This is a genomic window from Curtobacterium citreum, from assembly GCF_006715175.1.
In the GTDB taxonomy this organism is placed as follows: Bacteria; Actinomycetota; Actinomycetes; order Actinomycetales; family Microbacteriaceae; genus Curtobacterium; species Curtobacterium citreum.
In genome coordinates, this window is sequence record NZ_VFMQ01000001.1 from 593,523 (window position 1) to 613,452 (window position 19,930).

Annotated in this window: 18 protein-coding genes and 1 tRNA gene; 8 read left to right on the forward strand and 11 right to left on the reverse strand. The window is 68.8% G+C overall.

Annotated features, from left to right (window positions below; translation table 11 throughout):
* Positions 1–303: 303 nt before the first annotated feature.
* Positions 304–804 carry a hypothetical protein gene (locus FB462_RS03000; protein ID WP_141860080.1) on the reverse strand — a complete coding sequence of 167 codons (501 nt, stop codon included), beginning with the start codon at positions 802–804 and terminating at the stop codon, positions 304–306.
* A gap of 506 nt (positions 805–1,310) precedes the next feature.
* Between FB462_RS03000 and FB462_RS03005 the strand changes: the two genes are divergently transcribed.
* Positions 1,311–2,420 carry a fatty acid desaturase family protein gene (locus FB462_RS03005; protein WP_141860082.1) on the forward strand — a complete coding sequence of 370 codons (1,110 nt, stop codon included), beginning with the start codon at positions 1,311–1,313 and terminating at the stop codon, positions 2,418–2,420.
* Positions 2,421–2,728: 308 nt separating this feature from the next.
* Here the strand turns inward: FB462_RS03005 and FB462_RS03010 are convergent, their stop codons facing one another.
* Positions 2,729–3,103, reverse strand: coding sequence for a hypothetical protein (locus FB462_RS03010; protein WP_141860084.1), 375 nt, complete (start codon positions 3,101–3,103; stop codon positions 2,729–2,731).
* Positions 3,104–3,689: 586 nt separating this feature from the next.
* Here FB462_RS03010 and FB462_RS03015 point away from each other — a divergent pair.
* Positions 3,690–4,109 (forward strand): VOC family protein, encoded by a 420-nt coding sequence (locus FB462_RS03015; protein WP_141860087.1) that lies wholly within the window; start codon positions 3,690–3,692, stop codon positions 4,107–4,109.
* Between the two features lie 500 nt (positions 4,110–4,609).
* Here FB462_RS03015 and FB462_RS03020 read toward each other — a convergent pair.
* Positions 4,610–4,680 (reverse strand) — tRNA-Gly (locus tag FB462_RS03020).
* A 208-nt stretch (positions 4,681–4,888) separates the two neighbouring features.
* On the opposite strand from FB462_RS03020, the gene FB462_RS03025 reads away from it, so the two are divergent.
* Both FB462_RS03025 and FB462_RS03030 read left to right on the forward strand, forming a co-directional pair.
* Positions 4,889–5,977, forward strand: coding sequence for a DUF6177 family protein (locus FB462_RS03025; RefSeq protein ID WP_141860089.1), 1,089 nt, complete (start codon positions 4,889–4,891; stop codon positions 5,975–5,977).
* 1 nt (position 5,978) lies between these two features.
* Positions 5,979–6,314, forward strand: a complete 336-nt coding sequence (locus FB462_RS03030; protein ID WP_141860092.1) for a hypothetical protein — start codon at positions 5,979–5,981, stop codon at positions 6,312–6,314.
* A 36-nt stretch (positions 6,315–6,350) separates the two neighbouring features.
* Here the strand turns inward: FB462_RS03030 and FB462_RS03035 are convergent, their stop codons facing one another.
* Together FB462_RS03035 and FB462_RS03040 are read right to left on the reverse strand one after the other, a co-directional pair.
* Positions 6,351–8,396, reverse strand: coding sequence for a bifunctional copper resistance protein CopD/cytochrome c oxidase assembly protein (locus FB462_RS03035; protein ID WP_141860094.1), 2,046 nt, complete (start codon positions 8,394–8,396; stop codon positions 6,351–6,353).
* Positions 8,397–8,438: 42 nt separating this feature from the next.
* Positions 8,439–9,530: a GNAT family N-acetyltransferase gene (locus FB462_RS03040; RefSeq protein ID WP_167509978.1), complete on the reverse strand. Its 1,092-nt coding sequence runs from the start codon at positions 9,528–9,530 to the stop codon at positions 8,439–8,441.
* Between the two features lie 102 nt (positions 9,531–9,632).
* On the opposite strand from FB462_RS03040, the gene dcd reads away from it, so the two are divergent.
* From dcd to FB462_RS03055, 3 genes are read left to right on the forward strand one after another with little or no spacing between them, the layout of a single operon-like run.
* Positions 9,633–10,223 (forward strand): dCTP deaminase, encoded by a 591-nt coding sequence (gene dcd, locus FB462_RS03045; protein WP_058743010.1) that lies wholly within the window; start codon positions 9,633–9,635, stop codon positions 10,221–10,223.
* Positions 10,224–10,283: 60 nt separating this feature from the next.
* The gene (locus tag FB462_RS03050; protein WP_167509979.1) at positions 10,284–10,799 is read left to right on the forward strand and encodes a helix-turn-helix domain-containing protein; all 516 of its coding nucleotides are present in this window, start codon (positions 10,284–10,286) and stop codon (positions 10,797–10,799) included.
* Positions 10,796–11,134, forward strand: a complete 339-nt coding sequence (locus FB462_RS03055; protein WP_141860099.1) for a HepT-like ribonuclease domain-containing protein — start codon at positions 10,796–10,798, stop codon at positions 11,132–11,134. The genes FB462_RS03050 and FB462_RS03055 overlap by 4 nt, the downstream gene beginning before the upstream one ends.
* Before the next feature lie 102 nt (positions 11,135–11,236).
* Here FB462_RS03055 and FB462_RS17170 read toward each other — a convergent pair whose 3' ends face one another.
* The 6 genes from FB462_RS17170 to FB462_RS03085 all read right to left on the reverse strand — a co-directional run bounded on the left by FB462_RS17170 (position 11,237) and on the right by FB462_RS03085 (position 18,332).
* Positions 11,237–11,398: a hypothetical protein gene (locus tag FB462_RS17170; RefSeq protein WP_167509980.1), complete on the reverse strand. Its 162-nt coding sequence runs from the start codon at positions 11,396–11,398 to the stop codon at positions 11,237–11,239.
* Between the two features lie 191 nt (positions 11,399–11,589).
* Positions 11,590–11,952 carry a hypothetical protein gene (locus FB462_RS03060; protein ID WP_141860101.1) on the reverse strand — a complete coding sequence of 121 codons (363 nt, stop codon included), beginning with the start codon at positions 11,950–11,952 and terminating at the stop codon, positions 11,590–11,592.
* An 832-nt stretch (positions 11,953–12,784) separates the two neighbouring features.
* Positions 12,785–13,900 carry a substrate-binding domain-containing protein gene (locus FB462_RS03070; protein ID WP_141860105.1) on the reverse strand — a complete coding sequence of 372 codons (1,116 nt, stop codon included), beginning with the start codon at positions 13,898–13,900 and terminating at the stop codon, positions 12,785–12,787.
* Between the two features lie 86 nt (positions 13,901–13,986).
* The gene (gene mmsB / locus FB462_RS03075; protein ID WP_141860107.1) at positions 13,987–15,279 is read right to left on the reverse strand and encodes a multiple monosaccharide ABC transporter permease; all 1,293 of its coding nucleotides are present in this window, start codon (positions 15,277–15,279) and stop codon (positions 13,987–13,989) included.
* Positions 15,276–16,799: a multiple monosaccharide ABC transporter ATP-binding protein gene (gene mmsA, locus FB462_RS03080; protein ID WP_141863229.1), complete on the reverse strand. Its 1,524-nt coding sequence runs from the start codon at positions 16,797–16,799 to the stop codon at positions 15,276–15,278. Before mmsA ends, mmsB begins: the two co-directional genes overlap by 4 nt.
* 513 nt (positions 16,800–17,312) lie before the next feature.
* Positions 17,313–18,332 carry a LacI family DNA-binding transcriptional regulator gene (locus tag FB462_RS03085; RefSeq protein ID WP_114850343.1) on the reverse strand — a complete coding sequence of 340 codons (1,020 nt, stop codon included), beginning with the start codon at positions 18,330–18,332 and terminating at the stop codon, positions 17,313–17,315.
* A 305-nt stretch (positions 18,333–18,637) separates the two neighbouring features.
* Here FB462_RS03085 and FB462_RS03090 point away from each other — a divergent pair, with 305 nt between their 5' ends.
* Positions 18,638–19,921: an MFS transporter gene (locus tag FB462_RS03090; RefSeq protein ID WP_167509981.1), complete on the forward strand. Its 1,284-nt coding sequence runs from the start codon at positions 18,638–18,640 to the stop codon at positions 19,919–19,921.
* The last annotated feature ends 9 nt before the right edge of the window (positions 19,922–19,930 follow it).

Genomic DNA, 19,930 nt, shown 5'->3' on the forward strand with positions numbered 1-19,930 from the left:
ACTGGTAGCCGTTGCGGGCCATTGGTCGATGGAGCCGGTGGTGGGTGGCCGCCCAGATCCGCCCGTTGTACTGCAGCGTCTCGGGGGCGGTTCCGCGGAGAGTGAGGGTGATGTCTGGGTGCTCGGGCTCTTGGAGGACGAGGGTTCGCAGTACTCCAGCGGGGTCGAGCGTGACGTGGGTCGCGTGATCCGGCATGCTGTTCTCCTTCGTCGCCGCCGTCAAACCGGCGGTGGTCAGTCCATCCGGACGAAGCCGCATCCTGGACGGTTCCGCACGGACCGTCACTGCCGGGGGAGGCGTGCTCACCGGGTTGCGGGCTTCGGCTCTGCGACCTTGTCCGGCGTGCCGCTGCCAGGCGTGTGAGACGTGTCGGGGGTGAAGTGGATGCGTTCGGCTGCGCGGGTGGTGTCTTGGGCGCGAGCAAGTTGTGCATCCTGCGCGGTCTGCGCGTCAGCTCGTGACCGGCGGATCGTGGCGAGGGCGTTGCTGCTGATCTGGTGCACCAGGTTCGCGATTGCGGTCGAGAGGCCACGTTCGAGTTGGCCGAGGTTGGTGTTGCCGATGATCAGACGCCGGTCGTGCACGGCCAGCGTCACATCCGGGTAGCCGGCGCGCTGTAACAAATGGTGACTGCCGGAGCCTTCGAGCGCTGCGATCTCTTCCGGATTGGGTCGTCGGTTGAAAACGGCGGGAACGTCGTAGAACCGTTCGGCGGCGTCGGTGCCGAGCGATGCAGGCAGGCCGGATGCGACGACGCTGGTCAGGGCGAGGTGCTGGTCAGCGGTGGTGGATGGGCCGGTCATGATGACTGCTTCCGTTGACGGTGGTGACCGCCAGGATGCGTTCGCTGCGGCGAGCATCGTGGTCGGAACCGTCTGAGATGAGTCTCCTCCTGCCAGGTGGTCGCAGCATGCAGGTTGCAGACGGACTCGTCCGGCGGTTCCTCTGTCGCCGGTCAATTGCGTACGAGGAGGCTCAGCGGATGACCACACGACTCCGTGCACGCGGCCGATGGGGATGGCCTATCGGCGATGTCGGGAAGCGTCCGGTTGGTCGAGTTCGGCCGCAGCGGGATGGGTTTCGGGCGTTGGCTCATCAGGAAGACGGTGTCGTCCGGCTCCTAGGCTTGTTCGACAGCAGGAGCCGCGCAGCCGCTGCCGTGGAGGCAGCAGACCGCAGCTTGAGGGCGCAGGGTCCTGCCGACTCACGGGTGGCATGCATCCCGGCGCCGTAGCGTGACGGCAAGCGCGGATGCGTGAACTCTCCGGACCGGTCGAAGGATCGCTCAGCACCAGAAGGTCGGTCCTCGATGACGACGATCCCGCTCGCCCCCGGTTTCACCCGCACCCGTCCCGGGAACGGCGGCCGCTCCGGCACCTCCACCTACTCCGCACTCCTCGCGCAGGTCAAGGACCACGGTCTCCTGCGCCGCCGCACCGGTTTCTACTGGTCGCTGTTCGGCGGCCTCGTCGCCACCCTCGCGCTGGCGTGGGTCGTGTTCTCGTTCCTCGGTGACTCGTGGTTCCAGCTGATCGTCGCGGGGGTGCTCGGTGTGCTGTTCACGCAGTTCGCGTTCCTGTCGCACGAGGCCGCGCACCGCCAGGTGTTCGCGTCGCAGAAGTGGAACGACCATGCCGGCCGCTGGGTCGGCACGTTCCTGGTGGGCTTGAGCTACTCGTGGTGGATGAACAAGCACACCCGCCACCACGGCAACCCGAACACCGTCGGCAAGGACCCGGACATCGCTCCCGACGGCATCCGGTTCCTGCCCGAGGACGCCGCTGCGGCGAAGGGACCGTTCATGCGGACCTTCCTGCGCTTCCAGGGCTGGCTGTTCTTCCCGCTGCTGACGCTCGAGGGCGTGAACCTGCACCGGCACGCGGTGGTCTCCGTCGTCCGTGGTGCCGGTGGCCGTCCGGACACGAAGGGTCGCGTGCTCGAGGGCACGCTGCTCGTGGCGCGGTTCGCGATCTACCTGACGGTGGTGTTCTGGTTCCTGCCGTTCGGGATGGCGTGCGCGTTCCTGGGTGTGCAGCTGGCGGTGTTCGGGGTGATGATGGGTGCCTCGTTCGCGCCGAACCACAAGGGCATGCCCACCATCGCGCACGACGCGAAGGTCGACTTCTTCTCCCGGCAGGTCCGGACCTCCCGCAACATCCGTGGCGGCTGGTGGGTGTCGTTCCTGATGGGTGGTCTGAACTTCCAGGTCGAGCACCACCTGTTCCCCTCGATGCCCCGGCCGGCGCTGAAGCAGGCCCGCCTGCTGGTCCGCGACCACTGCGAGACGCTCGACGTGCCCTACACCGAGACGACGCTGCTGCGTTCGTACGGCATCGTCGTCCGGTACCTCAACCGGGTAGGACTCGCCGCACGCGACCCCTTCGCCTGCCCGATGGTCGCGCAGATGCGGATCCACTGACGTGAGCGGGGAGCGGATCTCACCGTTGCACTGGAGCTCAGATGACACCGAGCTATGGACTGCGACGGACGATGCCGGAGCGGTCGTCGGCTCCGTCATCGCTGCAGGCGACTACACAGCGGTGACCTTCGATGGCTCAGTTCACGGCACACACCACTCGCTCGAAGCCGCACAAGACCAAATCGACGCCTGGCACCGCTGGACCACCAGCACCTGACCGGCAGCCATCCACATCAAGGCGACAACCGGCTCGGACCGGGGGGCGGCAGAGCCGCTACAGCTCTTCGCGGCACCTCTGGTGTGCCTACTCATCTGCGGTGCCGAGCACCGGGACCGGTTGGGGGAAGGGCGCTGATTCTCCATCGCGCATCCGTGAGAAAGTCTTGCGCGGCAAGGTCGCCTGCGTCCTCGAGGGCGTCCTCCGGCGCTGGCTCCAACAGGACCGGGATCGCCGGAGCGAGCATGAGCTGCACCGTCACCGGTAGTCCAGCATCATCAACGGTCGGCACTGCAATGGTGTCAGCGACCGCGGCTTGCGCCAACGAGGCGCTGTAGGCCAGCACCACTTTGCCGACCATGTCGCTGACGAGGATACGGGTATGCCCGTAATGGAGGTACTGCACGATCAACCGCTCTCGCCGCGGGACAAAGCGGATTGAGAAGACGGCGACCGTGAAAATCATCCCCGACGCGCCCAGTCCAACGACGCTCCTGAACCGTACGCGCCGCTCCCGGAGGCACACCCAACGGTGTCCCTCATGCGCGGGTCGAGGAGACGCACCGGTGGCTGGAACGGTCATTGCGGTGCTCAGACGCGCCGGGCGATGTCGGCTCCTCAGCGCGTTGTCGACACGCGAACGCTCAACTCGCAGAAGGTCCTTTGGCCATGACCTCGCAGCGATCGGCCTGAAGCCGCTGGTGACGAGGACAAGCGCGGAGCCGGCCATGCCGATCGTGCTTGACCTCTGTTCAGTCTCGAGTCACGTTCATCGCAGCGGACGATCGGATCAGGGCGTCCGCTGACGGCCTGACGCACCCCAGCTTCACCGCCTGTCGACGGACGCCCGGTCCGGGTTAGCCAGGCGACGCGAAGGAGTGTGCCGGCACACCTCAGATCAGTCAGATCCATCAGACGGATACCTCGACCGCGTCACGGGCGCCTTCACGATCAACACCGTGATCCCGCTTGACCAGCGAGGCGTCCGGTGGTCCATCGGCGATCCGGACCCTGTATCCGCAGAGAGCGGGCTTGAGCCAGATACTGATGTGATGGCATCACCGCTCGTCTCCGATGTTGCTCACTCCGGCCTCAGCGTGGCCGACCTTGATGACGCGTCGGCACTGTGGTGCTCCGGTCTTGGGTTCACGCTCGAGCGCACCTTCACGCTCGACGTGGACGTCACGGCGGCGACCACCGGCGTCCACGAAGCGGTGATCCGCGCAGCGACGGTGACCTTCGGGCCTCACCGGATTGAGTTGCTGCAGTACGACCCAACCCGCACACCTGGGGCCGCTGGTTCGCCCGCATTTCTCGGCACGGTGCACATAGCGCTCACGGTCACGGACCTCGATCGTGCGCTCAAGCTCTGCGTGCGACACGGCTGGCAACCGGTCGGGACACCTCACCGGATGGCTGGTGGCACCCGCGCCGGCACAGCGAAGATGGTCTTGAGCCGTTCCGAGGGTTGAGTGCCGACCGAGAGATCTCGCGACGGGCAGCTGAAGTTGGAGTGGCGCCAGGTGTGGCCGTGCATCAGATGCATCGCAAGCGGTGGCCTCCTTGTGACTCCGGAAACCACTTGTTCGTGGAACTGAGCGGCACGTTCAATGCCTGACGACCCTCAGTAGCCGGTCCTCGACACGCGGCCGTCCACCCAGCGCCGCGTTGCCGCTACCGCCACCAGGCATCCGGGATCGGCTGTCGCACACAGGTGGTCCGCAAGCGATCGCGGTGAAGGGACGCCATCCGGACGGGCGTCGCCCCCCCCGAGAGCGCCGCAGGCTTCCTCCTGAGAGGCATCGGCCGAGGGCGACCCGACGAGGCTGGAGCGCGATCGCTCCGATGCCCGATCGTCTCCGGGGCGCCGCCGAGAACAGGCCGCCGACGACCGATGGGCAGAAGTCGCTTCCAGAGGAGAGAAGGAGCGGAGATGCCGGGAGACGCCCGAGAAGCGCCAGATCCCACAGAGAGCGAGTGACGGGAATCGAACCCGCGCTACCAGCTTGGGAAGCTGGAGTTCTACCATTGAACTACACTCGCGCATCCCGCCGAGCGGGACGCAGCAAGCCTAGCGGATTCCAGCCTGGATGCCAGCCGTGCATCCGGCCGCGCGTCGCGCGGCGGACCCGCCCCGTGCCTCCAGGCCGTTCGTTGGGTCTCCCCTGTGAGGTGCCCCACCTGACGGACATGTGTCGTCGCCGTGTGTACCGTCCAGGTGGATCGAGCCCCCGACGCGAGGAGGACCCGGATGGTCAGGCATCCCCTCATCGACGACGTGGTCGGCCCCGCCATCGTGGTCCGGTCCGCCTCGCCGGTGGTCTGGTTGACCGAGTCGCTGGCCGCCCTCCTGCGTCGCGCCGCCGAGTCCGGACGCACGGTCGTGCTCCGCACCGGCCGGGAGGCAGCACTCACTCCCGCCCTACGGCACGCGCTGGGCGCGCACCACGCCGCGTGGGCCGTGGACGAGGCCGACGGATCGCTGCGGGACGGGCGGACGGGGGTCGCCGCCTCCGGCGTCGAGGCCTTCGCCGAACACGGACCCGAGCTGGTCGGCCCGCCGTCGCCGGCGCACACCGAGGTCGCGGACTCGGTCCGGCAGATCAGCATCGACCTGACGCTCCGCCACCACGCGGACCGCGCGGTCGACATCGGCACCGCGATCGAGGCGCTCTGCGACACCGTCGGCACCTGTCCGACGCACTGGGGCACGAGCGAGCCGCTCACGGTGCCGTGGGACCGCTGGGTCGTGACGCAGTACGCCAAGCACGAGGCACCCGGGGTGTCGACGTCGTACGCGGTGGGCAACGGGTTCTCGGCGACGATGACCGCGCACCTGGTGGACGGCGTGGTCGTGGAGACGATGTCGGCGGTGCTGACGATCCCGGAGGACGGCGCGGACCCGGCGCTCGCGTCGAAGCTCCTGGACGCGGTGCACCGGGTTGCGGACGAGGTCGAGCCGGTGTTCGGCGTCGTGATGCAGCGACGCGGGGACGCGGACCACCTGGTCCGGGCGGCCTCGCACGGCGAACCGTCGCCCCTCGCGGTCGTGGTGGGTGCCGAGGCCACGGCGTTCCTGGACCGCGACGGTGTCTGGCCGCCCGCGCGCACGACGACGTCGGTGTTCGGCGGCGGGGGACTGGTCGTGCGGTTCGACGACGGGTGGGAGGCGCTCGAGGCGTTCCTGGACCGGATCGACGAGGACCGTTTCCTGCAGCTCGTCGGCGGTGCGCCGCTCGACCCCGCGCACGACGACGGCGCCCTCGACGGACACGACCGAGGCGAGCACGCCGGGTCGCAGCGCACCGGTGGACAGCGGGGCGGTCAGGGTGCCGCGTGACGTGACGCTCCTCTGCCGCGGGCCGGTGGAGACCCGTGACGTGGCCGAGGCGTTGCTCCTGCACGACGAGACCTGGGGGGTGCGGGCGCTCGACGACGGTCCCGTGCTGCAGGTCTGCCGGGACGCGGCGACGCCGGTGATCACGGTGCTCGGGGTCCGGCGGGTGGACTCCATGGACGAGGTGCGACGGATCCTGCCGGACGCCCCGTCGCTGTCGACGCCGCTGTGGTGGGTCGACACGGTGACGCCGATCGGCGCCGCGGGGGAGCAGGGTGTCGCGGCCGCACTCGAGGCGTCGATGGACCTCGACGCGTTCTGCATCGTCCACGGCGACTAGCGCCGCGCGGCTGCTGCCGGGACGGTTCCGGGCCGGTCAGTCGCGGTCGTGCATGGCGGCGAGCCGCTCGTTGTACGCCTTGAGGTCGGCGTCGCCGTCGCGGTCGGCCTTGCGGTCGAGGCGCTTGGCGTCCCGCTTGTCCGTGCGCACCCAGTTCCGCACGACGAGCAGGGCGACGAACACCATCGGCAGCTCGGAGGCGCCCCACGCGATCCCGCCGCCCGTGTGCTGGTCGGCGAGCAGTGCGGCGTCGTCCGTCTGTCCCAGCGCGTGGAACCAGTCGATCGCGAACACGGACTGCGAGGTCATGACGGCGACGCCGAAGAACGCGTGGAAGGCCAGCGTCGCGAGCAGCGCGATGATGAGGATCGGGTAGGCCGGACGCTTCGGGCCGGGGTCGACGCCGACGAAGACCCAGAAGAACAGGTAGCCGCTGAACACGAAGTGCACGACCATCGCGACGTGCCACTCGTGGGACTGCATGGCGTACTGGTACGCCGGCGTGAAGTAGAACACGACGAGGGACCCGGCGAAGATCACCCCGGCGACGGCGGGCTTCGCGAGGAACTGCATGTACCGCGAGTGCGTGAAGAGCATGAGCCACTCGCGGGCGCCGCGGGAGCCGTCGTTCCGGACCGGGAGCGTGCGGAGGGCGAGCAGCACCGGACCGCCGAGCACGAGCGGCAGCGGCACGAACATCATCAGCAGCATGTGCTGGACCATGTGCGACGAGAAGTGGATCATCCCGTAGACCGCGGGGCCCGCCGAGGTGGTCCAGATGAACAGCGCGCAGCCGAGCAGCCACGCGATGGTCCGGCCGACGGGCCAGGAGTCGCCGCGCTGCTTGAGCTTCCGGACGGCGAGCAGGTACCAGCCGGCCCCGACGACGGCGAGCGCGAGCCACACCCAGTCGATGTGCCACTGCGTCAGGTACGTGTGCAGGGTCTGCGCCGGCGGGTACGGGAACCCGATGAGCCCGGAGCGGGTGTCCTCGCCGGTCTCCGGCGTCTGCGGGATCGGCGGCTGCGAGCGGGAGACGGCGACCGAGACGCCGATGGCGACGGCCATGAAGACGATCTCGGCCAGGGCGAAGCGGACGAACAGCCGACGCTCGAGGGGGTTGCGGAGGAGCCCCGGCACGAGCTTCCGGCGCTGCACGACCCCGGCGAGCCCGAGCAGCACGAGCACGGTGGCCTTCACGGTGATGAGCCAGCCGTACGTCGTCGTGACGAGGTCGAGCGGGCCGGTCAGCCGGAGCGAGGCGTTCACGATGCCCGAGAACGCGACGGCCGCGAACGCCCAGCCCGCGAGCGTGGAGTACCGGGCGACGACGCGTCCGGTGGCGCCCTTGGTCCGGGAGCGCAGGACGACCACGGCGACGAGCCCGCCGGCCCAGACGCACACGGCGACCAGGTGCACCGCGAGCGAGTTCACGGCGTTCGCGTGCTCGAGCGACCCGGCCGCGTGACCGGACAGGGCGAGCGGCAGGAGCGCGAAGAGCCCGAGGACCGTGGCGACGGCGAGCGTCGTGGCCCGGGTCGCGAACGCCGCGACGACCGTGGCGGCCAGGACGGCCACGGCGGACACCACGAGGGCCTGGCCGATCTCGACCTGGAACGCGAACAGCAGGAAGTTCCGTGCGAACACCGGGCTGGTGAGCGGCACGCCGAGGGTGTTCGCACCGGTGAGCACGATCCCGACCACGGCGGCGAGGAACCACACGGCCCCGGCCGACGCCGCCCAGCGCGCGGCGCGGTGCTGCACGCTCGACATCGCGCCGTGGTCCTGCTTCTTGGCGGGGAGCGCGAACGCTGCCACGACGAGCAGACCGATCGTCAGGGCGGCCGTGGTGTCGTGCACCACGCGGGCGACCGGCAGGCCGTACTCGACGAGCTCACCCGCCGAGACGAGCTGCTGCCCGGCGGCGAACGCACCGGTGACGGTCATGCCGAGCACGGCGCACGCGACGGCGAGCGGGATCGCGATGACGAGGACCGTCGCGACGGTGGAGTTCCGGCTGGCGACGGGGACGGGGTCGGGTGCCGTGTCCCCGGGCTGCGTGGCGGCTGACGTGACGGTCATGACCGTCCAATGGTAGGTCGCCCACCTGACACCCGGCTCCCGTCAGTCCCGCTGCTCCCAGATGCCCTCGCTGCCCACCCCGACGAACCCGACCGCCTCGTTGACGTCGAGCATCGGCCGGTTCTCCTCGGCGTTGAACGTGATGATCGACGGCCGCCCCGGGAAGTCCCGCTCGACGGTCTCGATCCCGACCACCTTGAGGAGCCACCCGAGCCGGTGCCCCCGGTGCTCCCGCAGCACGAGCGTGTCCCACTGCATCACGGCGCGGGAGGGGTCGTGCGGCACCTTCAGCTGGCTGAAACCGGCCAGGGTGGTGCTCGGCACGTGCTCGATGGCCACGGTGAGCATGGTGTGCGGGCCGTCGGCGAGCTGCTCCTCGGACTGCCGAACACGGTCGGCGGTCCACACGTCCTCGGGCTCCGCCATGTCGCCGGACGGGGCGTCGGTGCTCATCCGGGTGTGCAGCAGCGCGACCCCGTCGAGCCAGACGTCCGGCGTGCGGTCGGTCCACGTGTGGACGCGGTACTCCGGCCCGGCGGCCGAGGCTGCGCGTTCGTGCAGGGCCCGGACGACCGACGCGTCGGCCGGCAGCCCGAGCCGGCTGATCCGGTTCACCTGACCGAAGTGCCACCCGCGGCCGGTCAGGAAGCGCACGCCGGCCTCGTCCTCGGGGACCGCGCCGGAGCCGGTCGGCGCCGGGACGAACCCCGGGCCGGTGGCGGGGCCGACCTGCCGCGACACCGCGTAGGTCTTGCGCTGCGTGCGGCCCTCGGCGCGGGCGAGCCCCTCCAGGTGGTCGGCGAGCAGCGTCCCGATCCCGCGGCGCTGCCGGTCCGGCCGGACCCCGACCGCGAGCCAGCAGTTCGTGGTCCCGGGCTCGGTCTTCGTGTCGTACGACCCCGCGCCGACGACCGAGCCGTTCGGGTCCCGCACGACGAACAGGCGGCTCGGCGACCCGGGTTCGTGGCACATCGGCAGGTACTCGGCCGGCTTCCACGACAGCTCGGTGAGTCCGTGCACGGCGACCTCGGCGGCGTCGGAGACCGCCAGCCAGTCGCAGAACGCGCGGACCCGCTCGGGATCGTCGTCCATCGTCGCCGGCACGACGAGTTCCTCGACGGTGTACGTGCTCATGGTCGGTCCCCCACTCGGCCGGTCGGACGGCCGTCGTCCGCCGCCCGGAGGGCAGCCGAGCAGCATACCGACGGCGGACCGCCTGCCGCTAGGCTTCCCACCGTGCTGCTCTCCGACCGCGACATCACCGCCCAGCTCGCCGAGGGCCGGATCGGGCTCGACCCGTACGACGCCTCGCTCGTCCAGCCGTCGAGCATCGACGTCCGGCTCGACAAGTACTTCCGGCTGTTCGACAACCACAAGTACCCGCACATCGACCCGGCCGAGGACCAGCCCGAGCTCACCCGCCTGGTCGAGACCGACCCGGACGAGGCGTTCGTGCTGCACCCGGGGGAGTTCGTCCTCGGCTCGACGTTCGAGGTCGTCACGCTCCCCGACGACATCGCGGCCCGGCTCGAGGGCAAGAGCTCGCTCGGTCGCCTGGGGCTCCTCACGCACTCCACCGCCGGCTTCATCGACCCGGGCTTCTCCGGACACGTGACGCTCGAGCTGTCGAACGTGGCGACCCTGCCGATCAAGCTCTGGCCGGGCATGAAGATCGGCCAGCTCTGCTTCTTCCAGCTGTCCAGCCCTGCCGAGAAGCCCTACGGCTCCGCCGAGTACCAGTCGCGCTACCAGGGGCAGCGTGGCCCGACGCCGTCCCGCTCGGCGCTGAACTTCCACCGCGCGGACGTCTCGCAGCGCGACGCCTGACCCGGATCCCGCGTGCACATCGGCACGCGGGAAATGTTGCATGCTGTGTATCGTGGCGGCATGGTCGCTCCACCCCCAGACGCGGCGCCGCCGGTGGCGGCGTCCGACATCCTCCGTGAGGCCCGGATGCGGGCCGGGCTCACCCAGGTGCAGCTCGCCACCCGCGCGGGCGTCACGCAGAGTGTGATCAGCACGTACGAGAACCGCCGCCGCGAACCCTCGTTGGCCGCCCTGCAGCGGCTCGTCCGTGCCGCCGGGTTCGAGACGGTGTTCGACCTGCGTCCGGTGCCGGACCCGCCGTCGCTGCGCGAGCGGGTCGCCGCGCTCCGCGAGGAGCTGGTCGAGGTCGTCGAGTCCTTCGGGGCCGCGAACCCGCGGCTGTTCGGCAGCGTCGCCCGCGGGGACGACGGGCCGCGCAGCGACGTCGACCTGATGGTCGACCTGGAACCGGGCACGGGACTCTTCAGCCTGCTCCGCATCCAGGACGCCGCGGAGCAACTGCTCGGGGTGCGTGTGGACGTCACCGACGCGGCCGGGATGGGCGAGGACGCCCGCCGCGACGCGGTGCCGCTGTGAACCGCGACCTGCGGCACCGGCTCGACGATCTGGTGCACGCGTGCGGGCTCATCCAGGAGTACGTCGCCGACGACGCACTGCCCGAGACCCTGGTCTACGACGCCGTGCGCATGCGCTTGGTCGAGATCGGCGAGGCGGTCCGCGCGCTCCCCGTCGCGGTGACCGCGTCCGAGCCGGGCATCCCGTGGTCGCGGGTGTCGCTGCTGGGGGAGCGGCTCACCCGCCGGTACTTCGACACGACGCCGTCGGTCGTGTTCGGCACGGCCCGGACGGACGTCCCGTCGCTGTGCGCGGCGGTCCGGCGGATGCGCGACACGCACTGCGGTCCCGCCTGACGCGGGACCGTTTGACGCACGACCGGTCGCGACGCGACCAGAGGGACGGACGGGAGGCGCAAGGCGGGCCCGTCAGGTGCCTCCCGTCCGTCTCGGAGTCGTCTAGCGAGGTGTCGCGGTGCCCGCAGCGAGGCGCTGTTGTTGCCACGCGATGTCCGCCGCGGCGAAGTCGTTCTGATAGCACTTGTCGACCTTGGACTCTCCGCCTTGCTCGAACACGTACTGAATCACCTCGTTCTCGGAGCCGGTGACGGTGATCTGCACGCCGGAGTCTTGACTGCACTTCCGGAATGTATCGAACGCCCTCTTGTAGTCGGACTCCGAAATTGGAGCGCCCGTGGTGGGTGAATCAGTGCTCCCGGTCATCTCGGCTTGCACGTACGAATCGGAGGAGGAGCAGGCGGTGGCCCCCGCGATCAATGCGAGGGCCACCAACGATGATGCAATCAGGCGCATCATTCCGAGAAGATGGGCTTCATCCCCGCAACGCCCGCGACGTAGTAGTGGTCCGCCGAGAGCACTGGGTACCCTGGATTGGCCTGCTTGACTGTCAGGACGTAGTTCCCGCTGATCTTCCAGCTGGTCGTGTAGACCTTGCCGCCGGTCGCGCTGTAGTGCTGTCGAACCGCGACCTTCAGTGCGTCCCTGCAGTTCACCGCGTTCGTGTCCGCGCCACCGTTGGTCGAGGAGTGGCCGACCGCGGAGCCGCCCGGACAGGTCTGCGCGCTCGTTCCGACCGCGTTGGCGGGTAGGGCCATACCACCGATGAGGGCGCCGGCCATGATTGCACCAGCTGCGAGTTTCGTAGCCAACTTCATCTTGATCTCCTTTGATCTCAGAAGGCGACCAACCGCCCCCCGAATACTGACGCTACGCACGCGGATCTTGGATCGTAAGTCGGTGTTTTGGTGGACCATGGGGTACATAAAAGCCCCAGCAGGGGATGGGGCTTTTTGCTCGTTGGTCGGGTCAGCTACCGGCCGTCGCGAGCGACTCGAGCGTGTCGTTGCCCTGGTAGGCCTCGATCGCGTTCTCCTTGGTGACCAGGACCGGGGTCTCGTAGATCGTCGAGTACTGCTCGCCCTTCATGATGAGCGGGATCGAGCCGGTCTCGGAGTCCTGACCGGTGACGATCGGGGATGGTCTGTCCCTGGACTGAGTCGTGCATGCGCCCGAACCGTGACGTCCGCCGGGGAGGTGGATCGAGCTGCCGTCGTGTGCCGCTGTGGACGTCGCGGGCGCTTGCCGGGTAGAACTCACTTCAATCAAGTCGCACCCGAGTGAGCACTGTCCTGTGCGGCCCGCGCTCAGGCCAGGCCAGTCGTGGTGTCTACACATGCGCCCCTGCCCGCATGAAGGGCCTTCCCTTCGGGCCGACCAGCTCGTTCCTACTTCTGTGCGCTGCCTTCGGTCCCGCGGGGTGGGACGTCCGCGCCGAACGCTTCTTGGCGATTGCGACGTTGCGCGCTCTCCGGCGGTTCGGGCAGGTCGTGAAGACCGGGCTCGCGATCGGTGTGTCGATGTGATGCCTGTGTTTCTTCAACGTCTCGGGGCTGTCGAAGCTGCTGCGGACGCGGGACGGCCCCGTCTCGCCGGAGCGAGACGGGGCCGTCGGTGCTGGTGCTGCTGTGGTGTTGCTGCGGAAGGGGATCAGCCCTGCTTCGCGAGGTCCTCGAGGGTGCTGTTGCCCTTGTAGGCCTCGACCGCGTTCTCCTTGGTGACCAGGACCGGGGTCAGCTCGACGGCCGGCACGATCTTCACACCATTGTTGTTGTTCTTGTCCTCGGTGGTCTTCGGGGTCTTGCCGTTCGCGACGTCGGAGACGAGGTCGATGGCGGCCTGGGCCTCCTCCGTGGTGTTCTTGTAGATCGTCGAGTACTGCTCGCCCTTCATGATGAGCGGGATCGAGGCGGTCTCGGAGTCCTGACCGGTGACGATCGGGTTCGGCTTGCCGGCGGCCTTGGTGGCGGTCAGGATCGCGCGGGCCAGGGTGTCGTTCGGCGACAGGACGCCGTCGAGCTCGGTGTTCGTGTACGACTTCGTCAGGATGTCGGTCATGCGCGACTGGGCGTTCTGCGCGAGCCATCCCTGCGTGTTGGTGTCCGAGAAGCTGGTGCGACCCGAGACGACCTTGACGGTGCCGTCGTCGATCTTCGGCTGGAGCACGTCCATGGCACCGTTGAAGAAGACCTTCGCGTTGGCGTCGTCGGGCGAGCCGGAGAAGAGCTCGATGTTGTACGGGCCGTTCGGCTTCTTGGCCTTCATGCCGTCGAGCAGGGCCTGCGCCTGCAGCTGACCCACCTTGAAGTTGTTGAACGCGACGTAGTAGTCGACGTTCTCAGTGTTCAGGATGTTGCGGTCCCAGGCGATGACCAGCGCGCCGGACTTCTTGGCGGCGGCAACCTGCGTGCCGAGCTGCGAGCCGTCAGCGGCGCCGATGATGACGGCCTTTGCGCCCTTCGTCACCATCGCCTGGATCTGCCCCTGCTGGTCCGGGACGGGACCGTCTGCCTTTGCGTACTGGATGTCGGCCTTGAAGCCGGCGTCCGTGATCGACTTCTCGAAGGCTGCACCTGCGAGGACCCAGTTCTGCGAGGTCTTGGCGGGCAGGGCGACACCGATCAGGTCGCCCTTCTTGATCTGGACGTTCGAGGCGCCGGAGGTCGACGAGCCGGAGCCGGTGTCGTTGCCACGGGCCGAGCAGCCACTGAGGGCGAGGCCCGCGACCAGTGCCAGACCGATGCCGGCGATGAGCTTCTTGCGCATGAGATTGCTTTCTCTTCGTTGAGGAGTGGAGCGGTGTTGGTGAGGGGATCGAGCGGGCGGACACCGGAGCGGCCGCCCGGCACGCGTTACTGGATGTTGACCTTCTCCGGCTGGTCCTCGATGGACCGCGGCTGCTGGGCGGCCACCGTGTTCTGCTCGGTGTCCTTGCGTTGGAACTGCTTCAACATCCCGCCGATCAGGGACGGACGACCCTGCGACTTCGAGTACACGTCGAAGGCGACGGCGACGAGGAGGACGAGACCGCGGATGATCTGCACCTTGTTGGACTCGAGGCCCACCAGGGAGAGACCGTTCGACAGCAGGGCCATGACCAGACCACCGATGATCGAACCCGAGATCGTGCCGATGCCACCGGCCACCGCGGCGCCACCGACGAACACGGCGGCGATCGCGTCGAGCTCCCAGCCGGTGCCGTCAGCGGGGCCCGAGGCACCGGAGTAGCCGACGAACACCATGCCGGCGACGGCGGCCAGGACCGACATGTTCATCATCACGAAGAAGTTGACCTTGCGGGCGCTGACGCCGGACAGGACCGCGGCGTTCGCGTTGCCACCGACGGCGTAGACCTGGCGACCGAAGATCGTGTTCTTGGTGAGGAAGCCGTAGACGATGGTCAGGACGCCGAGGATGATCGCGACGATCGGGATCGAGGTGCCCGCCGGGCCGTGACCGAACAGGTACGTGGCGACGAGGGTGACGGCGACCAGGATGCCCGTGCGGACGACCGACACCCACAGCGGGACGAGCTCGGCCTGCATCTTCTTGCGACGCTGGCGGCCACGGAACTCGAGGAAGACGAGGACCAGGCAGGTGATGATGCCCAGGATGACCGTGCCGTTCGAGAACCCGAAGTCCGGGCCGAAGTCGGGCAGGAAGCCCGAGCCGATGGTGTTGTAGGTGTTCGGCGTCGGGACCGACGTCGAGTTGCCGATGATCTGGTTCGCACCGCGGAAGATGAGCTGACCGGCCAGGGTCACGATGAAGGCCGGGACCTTCACGAACGCCACCCAGAAGCCCTGCCAGGCGCCGACCGCCGCGCCGACCGCGAGGCCGAGCAGGATCGCGGCCCACGCCGGGAAGTGCCACTGCGACATCGACTGCGCCACGATGATGCCCGTGAACGCGGCGACCGAGCCGACCGACAGGTCGATGTGCCCGGCGATGATCACCATGACCATCCCCAGCGCGAGGATGAGGATGTAGGAGTACTGCAGGAACACGTTGATGATGTTCGTCGGCTCGAGGATCAGCCCGTCGGTCCAGATCGAGAAGATGATCAGGATCGCGATGAGGGCGATGATCATGCCGTACTGGCCGATGCTGTTGCCCTTGCCGAAGAGCAGTTTCAGGTTCTTCATGAGACGGTGGCGCCCTTCCGCGCGGAGGTCATGCTGCGCATGAGCGTTTCTGGATCGGCCTGGTCGGCGGGGACGTCAGCCGTGATCTGGCCCTCGAAGATCGTGTAGATCCGGTCGGAGAGGCCGAGGAGTTCGGGGAGCTCGGAGGAGATGAGGATGATGCCCTTCCCCTGTGCTGCGAGCTGCTGGATGATGCCGTAGATCTCGAACTTGGCGCCCACGTCGATGCCGCGGGTGGGCTCGTCGAGGATCAGCAGGTCCGGGTCGGTGAACATCCACTTGGACAGGACGACCTTCTGCTGGTTCCCGCCGGAGAGCTTGCCGACGTTGTCCTCGACCGAGGGCACCTTCGTGCGGAGCATCTTGCGGTACTTCTCGGCGACGTCGTACTCCTGGAGCGAGTCGACGACACCGCCCTTCGAGATCTTCGGCAGGTCGGCCGCGACCGTGGAGCGCTTGACCGTGTCGAGCAGGTTGAGCCCGAGTGCCTTGCGGTCCTCGGAGACGTAGCCGAGGCCGTTCGCGATCGCCTGCTGGACGTTCGCGATCTTGACCTCGTGGCCGTCCTTGATGATCTGACCATCGATGAAGTTGCCGTACGAGCGCCCGAAGATGCTCATCGCGAGCTCGGTGCGGCCGGCGCCCATGAGGCCCGCGAAGCCGACGATCTCGCCGCGGCGGACGTGGAAGTTCGAGCCCTTGGCGACCAGGCGCGACGGGTCCTGCGGGTGCTGCACGGTCCAGTTCTTGACCTCGAAGAACACCTCGCCGATCTTCGGCGTGCGGTCCGGGAAGCGGCTCTCGAGCGACCGACCGACCATCCCGCGGATGATGCGGTCCTCGTTGACGCCGTCGCCCTTCACGTTCAGGGTCTCGATCGCCTTGCCGTCACGGATGATCGTGATCTCGTCGGCGATCTGCTCGATCTCGTTGAGCTTGTGGCTGATGATGATGCTCGCGATGCCCTTGCCCTTGAGGCCGACGATCAGGTCGAGCAGGTGCTGCGAGTCGTTCTCGTTCAGCGCGGCGGTCGGCTCGTCGAGGATGAGGAGCTTGACGTCCTTGTGCAGGGCCTTCGCGATCTCGACGAGCTGCTGCTTGCCGACGCCGAGGTTCTTGATCTGCGTGTCGGGGTCCTCGTCGAGGCCGACGCGGGCGAGCAGGTCCTGGGCGCGCAGCTGGGCGCTGGTCCAGTCGATCACGCCGAAGCGGCCGGGCTCGTTGCCGAGGAACAGGTTCTCGGTGATCGACAGCTCGGGGATGAGCGCGAGCTCCTGGTGGATGATGACGATGCCGGCCTGCTCGGACTGCTTGATGTCCTTGAAGCGGACCTCTTCGCCCTCGTAGACGATCTCGCCGCTGTAGGTGCCGTACGGGTAGACGCCCGACAGGACCTTCATGAGCGTGGACTTGCCGGCGCCGTTCTCGCCGCAGATCGCGTGGATCTCGCCGGCGCGGACGCTGAGCGACACGTCCGAGAGCGCCTTCACACCAGGGAACTCCTTGGTGATCGAACGCATCTCGAGGATCGTCTCGGCGCTGGTGACGGACCTGGTGGCCAGGTCCGGTCCCTGTGGGGTTGACGCCACGGTGCATCTCCTTCTGCCGCTGCAGTGCGGCAGTCCTTCGGGTGGTGAAGCTGCGGCAACGGGGGCACAGGAGTCCTGTGTGGACCTCGTTGTCGCGTCCGGTGTCCTCGTCGTGTGACGGTCATGTGACCGTTCACATCGGCGGAACGGAGGTAATTTACGCACAGCCCCGACGCGGCTGTCAATTCGGATTGGTCGCGTTTGTGTAACGGCCCGCGTGATCTGGCGCATCACGGTCGCGCACCACCCCCGAGGTGGGGTGGTGGACCTCCGGTCCGCGCGCGCCGGGTGGGCGCGACGGGCATCTGTGGAGCAGCAACTGTCGGGCCCGGTGGCGGCACCCGACGTCTGCTGCTCCACGGACGGACGGACGGACGGACGGACGGACGGACGGGAGGCGCGGGGCGGGCCCGCCCCGATCCTCCAGGCCGGTGGTGGGTCGCGTCAGCGACGCCGGGGCGCGCCCGTCGAGCCGCGCACGACCAGCTGGGGGACCAGGTCCACCGGGCGGAGCGCCTGCTCCGCAGCGGGCAGCAGCAGTTCCACGCACCGGCGGCCGAGCTCGGGGAAGTCCACCTGCACGGTGGTGAGCGGCGGCCAGAGGTGCTTCGCCTCGGGGATGTCGTCGTAGCCCACCACGGACAGGTCACCCGGCACGTCGAGCCCGTAGGAGCGCGCCGCGTGCATGACCCCGAGCGCCATCGCGTCGTTCGAGCAGAAGATCGCCGTGCAGTCCCGGTACCGCAGGAGCTCCCGACCGGCGTGGTAGCCGAAGTCGGCGGTCCAGTCGCCCAGGATCGGCGGGACGACGGGCATGTCCCGGTCGCTCATCTCGCGCAGGAAACCCTGCATCCGGGCCTCGGCCTCGATCCAGTCCCGCGGCCCCGCGATGTGCCGGACGTACTCGTGACCCAGGTCGAGCAGGTGCGCGGTCGCGAGCCGGGCGCCCTCCATCTGGTCCACGAACAGGGTCGAGGGGCCGTCCCCGACGCTCGTGCGCAGTGCCACGTAGGGCGTCCGCATGCCGAGTTCCTCGATGAGGTCGAACACGCGCTGCTGCGGCGCGATCACGATGATCCCCTCGACGTCCTGGTCGAGCAGGTGCCCGAGGCCGTCGCGCACGGCGGTGTCCGTCGCGTCGGCGATGTTCGACGTCGTGACCGAGTAGCCGCGGGTGACGGCGGCGTCCTCGATCGCCTGCATCGTGGCTGCCGGACCGTAGTGCGACCGCTGCGCCGTGAGGACGCCGATCGTGTGCGTCCGGCTCGTCACCAGCGCCCGCGCGGCCCGGTTCGGCCGGTACTGCAGCTGCTCCATCGCGGCGAGCACCTTGTCGCGGGTCTCGGCACGGATCGCGTCGGAGTTGTTGAGCACCCGCGACACGGTCTGGTGCGAGACGCCGGCGACCCGCGCGACGTCGCGGATGCTGGGCGAGCGCGGTTGCTGTGTCCGCGGTGACGCCATCGTTGCTCTCTCCCGCCCGGGGCCGTGGCACCTCGATGTGCACGTTCACATTCCGAGCCAGATCATTATGCACGTCCGGGGACTGCACGCCAGCCGACTTGTCGAAGTCGCGGGTCGTGCGCTACGGTTCACGGCGTATCCGGTATGTCACCACCGGGTCGCACAACTGCAGATCGGCCGTCCGCCCGAGGACGGCAGTCGCTCCAGACCTCAGAGAACAGCGGCACCCGCAGCACACCACGTGCTGGGGGTGCCGCTTTTTCGTTGCCCGTTCACCCCCCCCGATCCACCACGAAGGAGTGGTCGTGACCCGTGCCCGCACCCTGACGAGCTTCGTCGTCCTGTCGATGACCGGAGGCGTCATCTTCCAGGTCGCCTACATCCGGTTCGTGTTCCTCGCCGACACCGCGCATGCGCTCGGGCTGTCGGTCCAGCGCTACGGCGAGGTGACGTCGGTGTTCGGCGCCGTCGCCGTGGTGATGTACTTCTGCGGCGGCTGGTTCGCCGACCGGTTCCCACCGAAGGTGCTCATCGTCGTGGCACTCGCCGGCATGGGCGCCGTCGACCTGTACCTCGCATCGGTCCCCGGCGAGACCGGGGTCGTGGTCGCGCACGTGCTGATGGCGGTGCTCGGCATGGGGCTCTACTGGTCGTCGCTCGTCAAGCTCGTGTCGATGCTCGGGTCCGCGGACCAGCAGGGCACGCTGTTCGGCTGGCTCGAGGGGGTCCGCGGGATCACGTCGACGATCGTCGGGTTCGTCGGCGCCGGGATCGTCGCCGCCGCGATCGCCGAGACCGTCGGGGTGCTCTGGGTGATGCGGATCTACGGCGTGCTCTGCCTGCTGTCCGCGGTGCTCGTGCTGGTCGTCGTCCGGACCGATCGCAGTGCCCTCGCGCAGGTCGACCGGCAGGCGGTGTCCCTCCGGGAGCTCGCCGCCGCGGTCCGGAACAAGTACACCTGGCTCATCGGCGGCTCGATCATGCTGATGTACTGCTTCTACACGCTGCTCGGGTACCTCACACCGCTGCTGCAGGACGGCTTCGCGGTGCCCGTCGTGCTCCTCGGGGCGATCGGGGTCGTCCGGACCTACGTGTTCCAGATCGTCGGGGGACCGGTCGGCGGTGTGCTCGTCGACCGGTGGACGGGGTCCTCGCCCGCGTTCCTCCGATGGGCCTTCGTCGTCGCAGCGGTCAGCGCCGTCGGGTTCCTCGTCCTGCCGCACGACCCGGCGCTCGTCGGGGTCGCCGTCGCGCTCATGGTCGTGATGTGCCTGGCGGTCTTCACCTCGCGCGGCGTCTACTGGGCGCAGGTCGGCGAGGTCGAGGTCCCGCTCGCCCAGCGCGGCGGTGTGATCGGCCTGGCCTCCGGCATCGCGTACCTGCCCGACGCCTTCCTGCCCGCACTCGGTGCCTGGTGGGTCGGCGACCCCGCGAACGGCGTGCCGCAGCAGGGCGGCGGCTACACGGCCATGTTCGCCGTGCTCGTCGTCGCCGCCGTGCTCGGCGTCCTGCTCACCACCGTCACGATGCGCGTCCGCGCGCGTGACCTCCGCAGCCGTCCGGCGGACGACGTCGTCGTCGCCGCCTGAACCCCCACG

Coding starts and splice junctions, on each gene's coding strand:
- mmsB (WP_141860107.1), bottom strand. CDS start 15,279: ATGAAGAACCTGAAACTGCTCTTCGGCAAGGGCAACAGCATCGGCCAG.
- mmsA (WP_141863229.1), bottom strand. CDS start 16,799: ATGCGTTCGATCACCAAGGAGTTCCCTGGTGTGAAGGCGCTCTCGGAC.
- FB462_RS03035 (WP_141860094.1), bottom strand. CDS start 8,396: ATGACCGTCACGTCAGCCGCCACGCAGCCCGGGGACACGGCACCCGAC.
- FB462_RS03060 (WP_141860101.1), bottom strand. CDS start 11,952: ATGAAGTTGGCTACGAAACTCGCAGCTGGTGCAATCATGGCCGGCGCC.
- FB462_RS03015 (WP_141860087.1), top strand. CDS start 3,690: ATGGCATCACCGCTCGTCTCCGATGTTGCTCACTCCGGCCTCAGCGTG.
- FB462_RS03085 (WP_114850343.1), bottom strand. CDS start 18,332: ATGGCGTCACCGCGGACACAGCAACCGCGCTCGCCCAGCATCCGCGAC.
- FB462_RS03040 (WP_167509978.1), bottom strand. CDS start 9,530: ATGAGCACGTACACCGTCGAGGAACTCGTCGTGCCGGCGACGATGGAC.
- FB462_RS03025 (WP_141860089.1), top strand. CDS start 4,889: ATGGTCAGGCATCCCCTCATCGACGACGTGGTCGGCCCCGCCATCGTG.
- FB462_RS03070 (WP_141860105.1), bottom strand. CDS start 13,900: ATGCGCAAGAAGCTCATCGCCGGCATCGGTCTGGCACTGGTCGCGGGC.
- FB462_RS03005 (WP_141860082.1), top strand. CDS start 1,311: ATGACGACGATCCCGCTCGCCCCCGGTTTCACCCGCACCCGTCCCGGG.
- FB462_RS03050 (WP_167509979.1), top strand. CDS start 10,284: ATGGTCGCTCCACCCCCAGACGCGGCGCCGCCGGTGGCGGCGTCCGAC.
- FB462_RS03000 (WP_141860080.1), bottom strand. CDS start 804: ATGACCGGCCCATCCACCACCGCTGACCAGCACCTCGCCCTGACCAGC.
- FB462_RS03010 (WP_141860084.1), bottom strand. CDS start 3,103: ATGATTTTCACGGTCGCCGTCTTCTCAATCCGCTTTGTCCCGCGGCGA.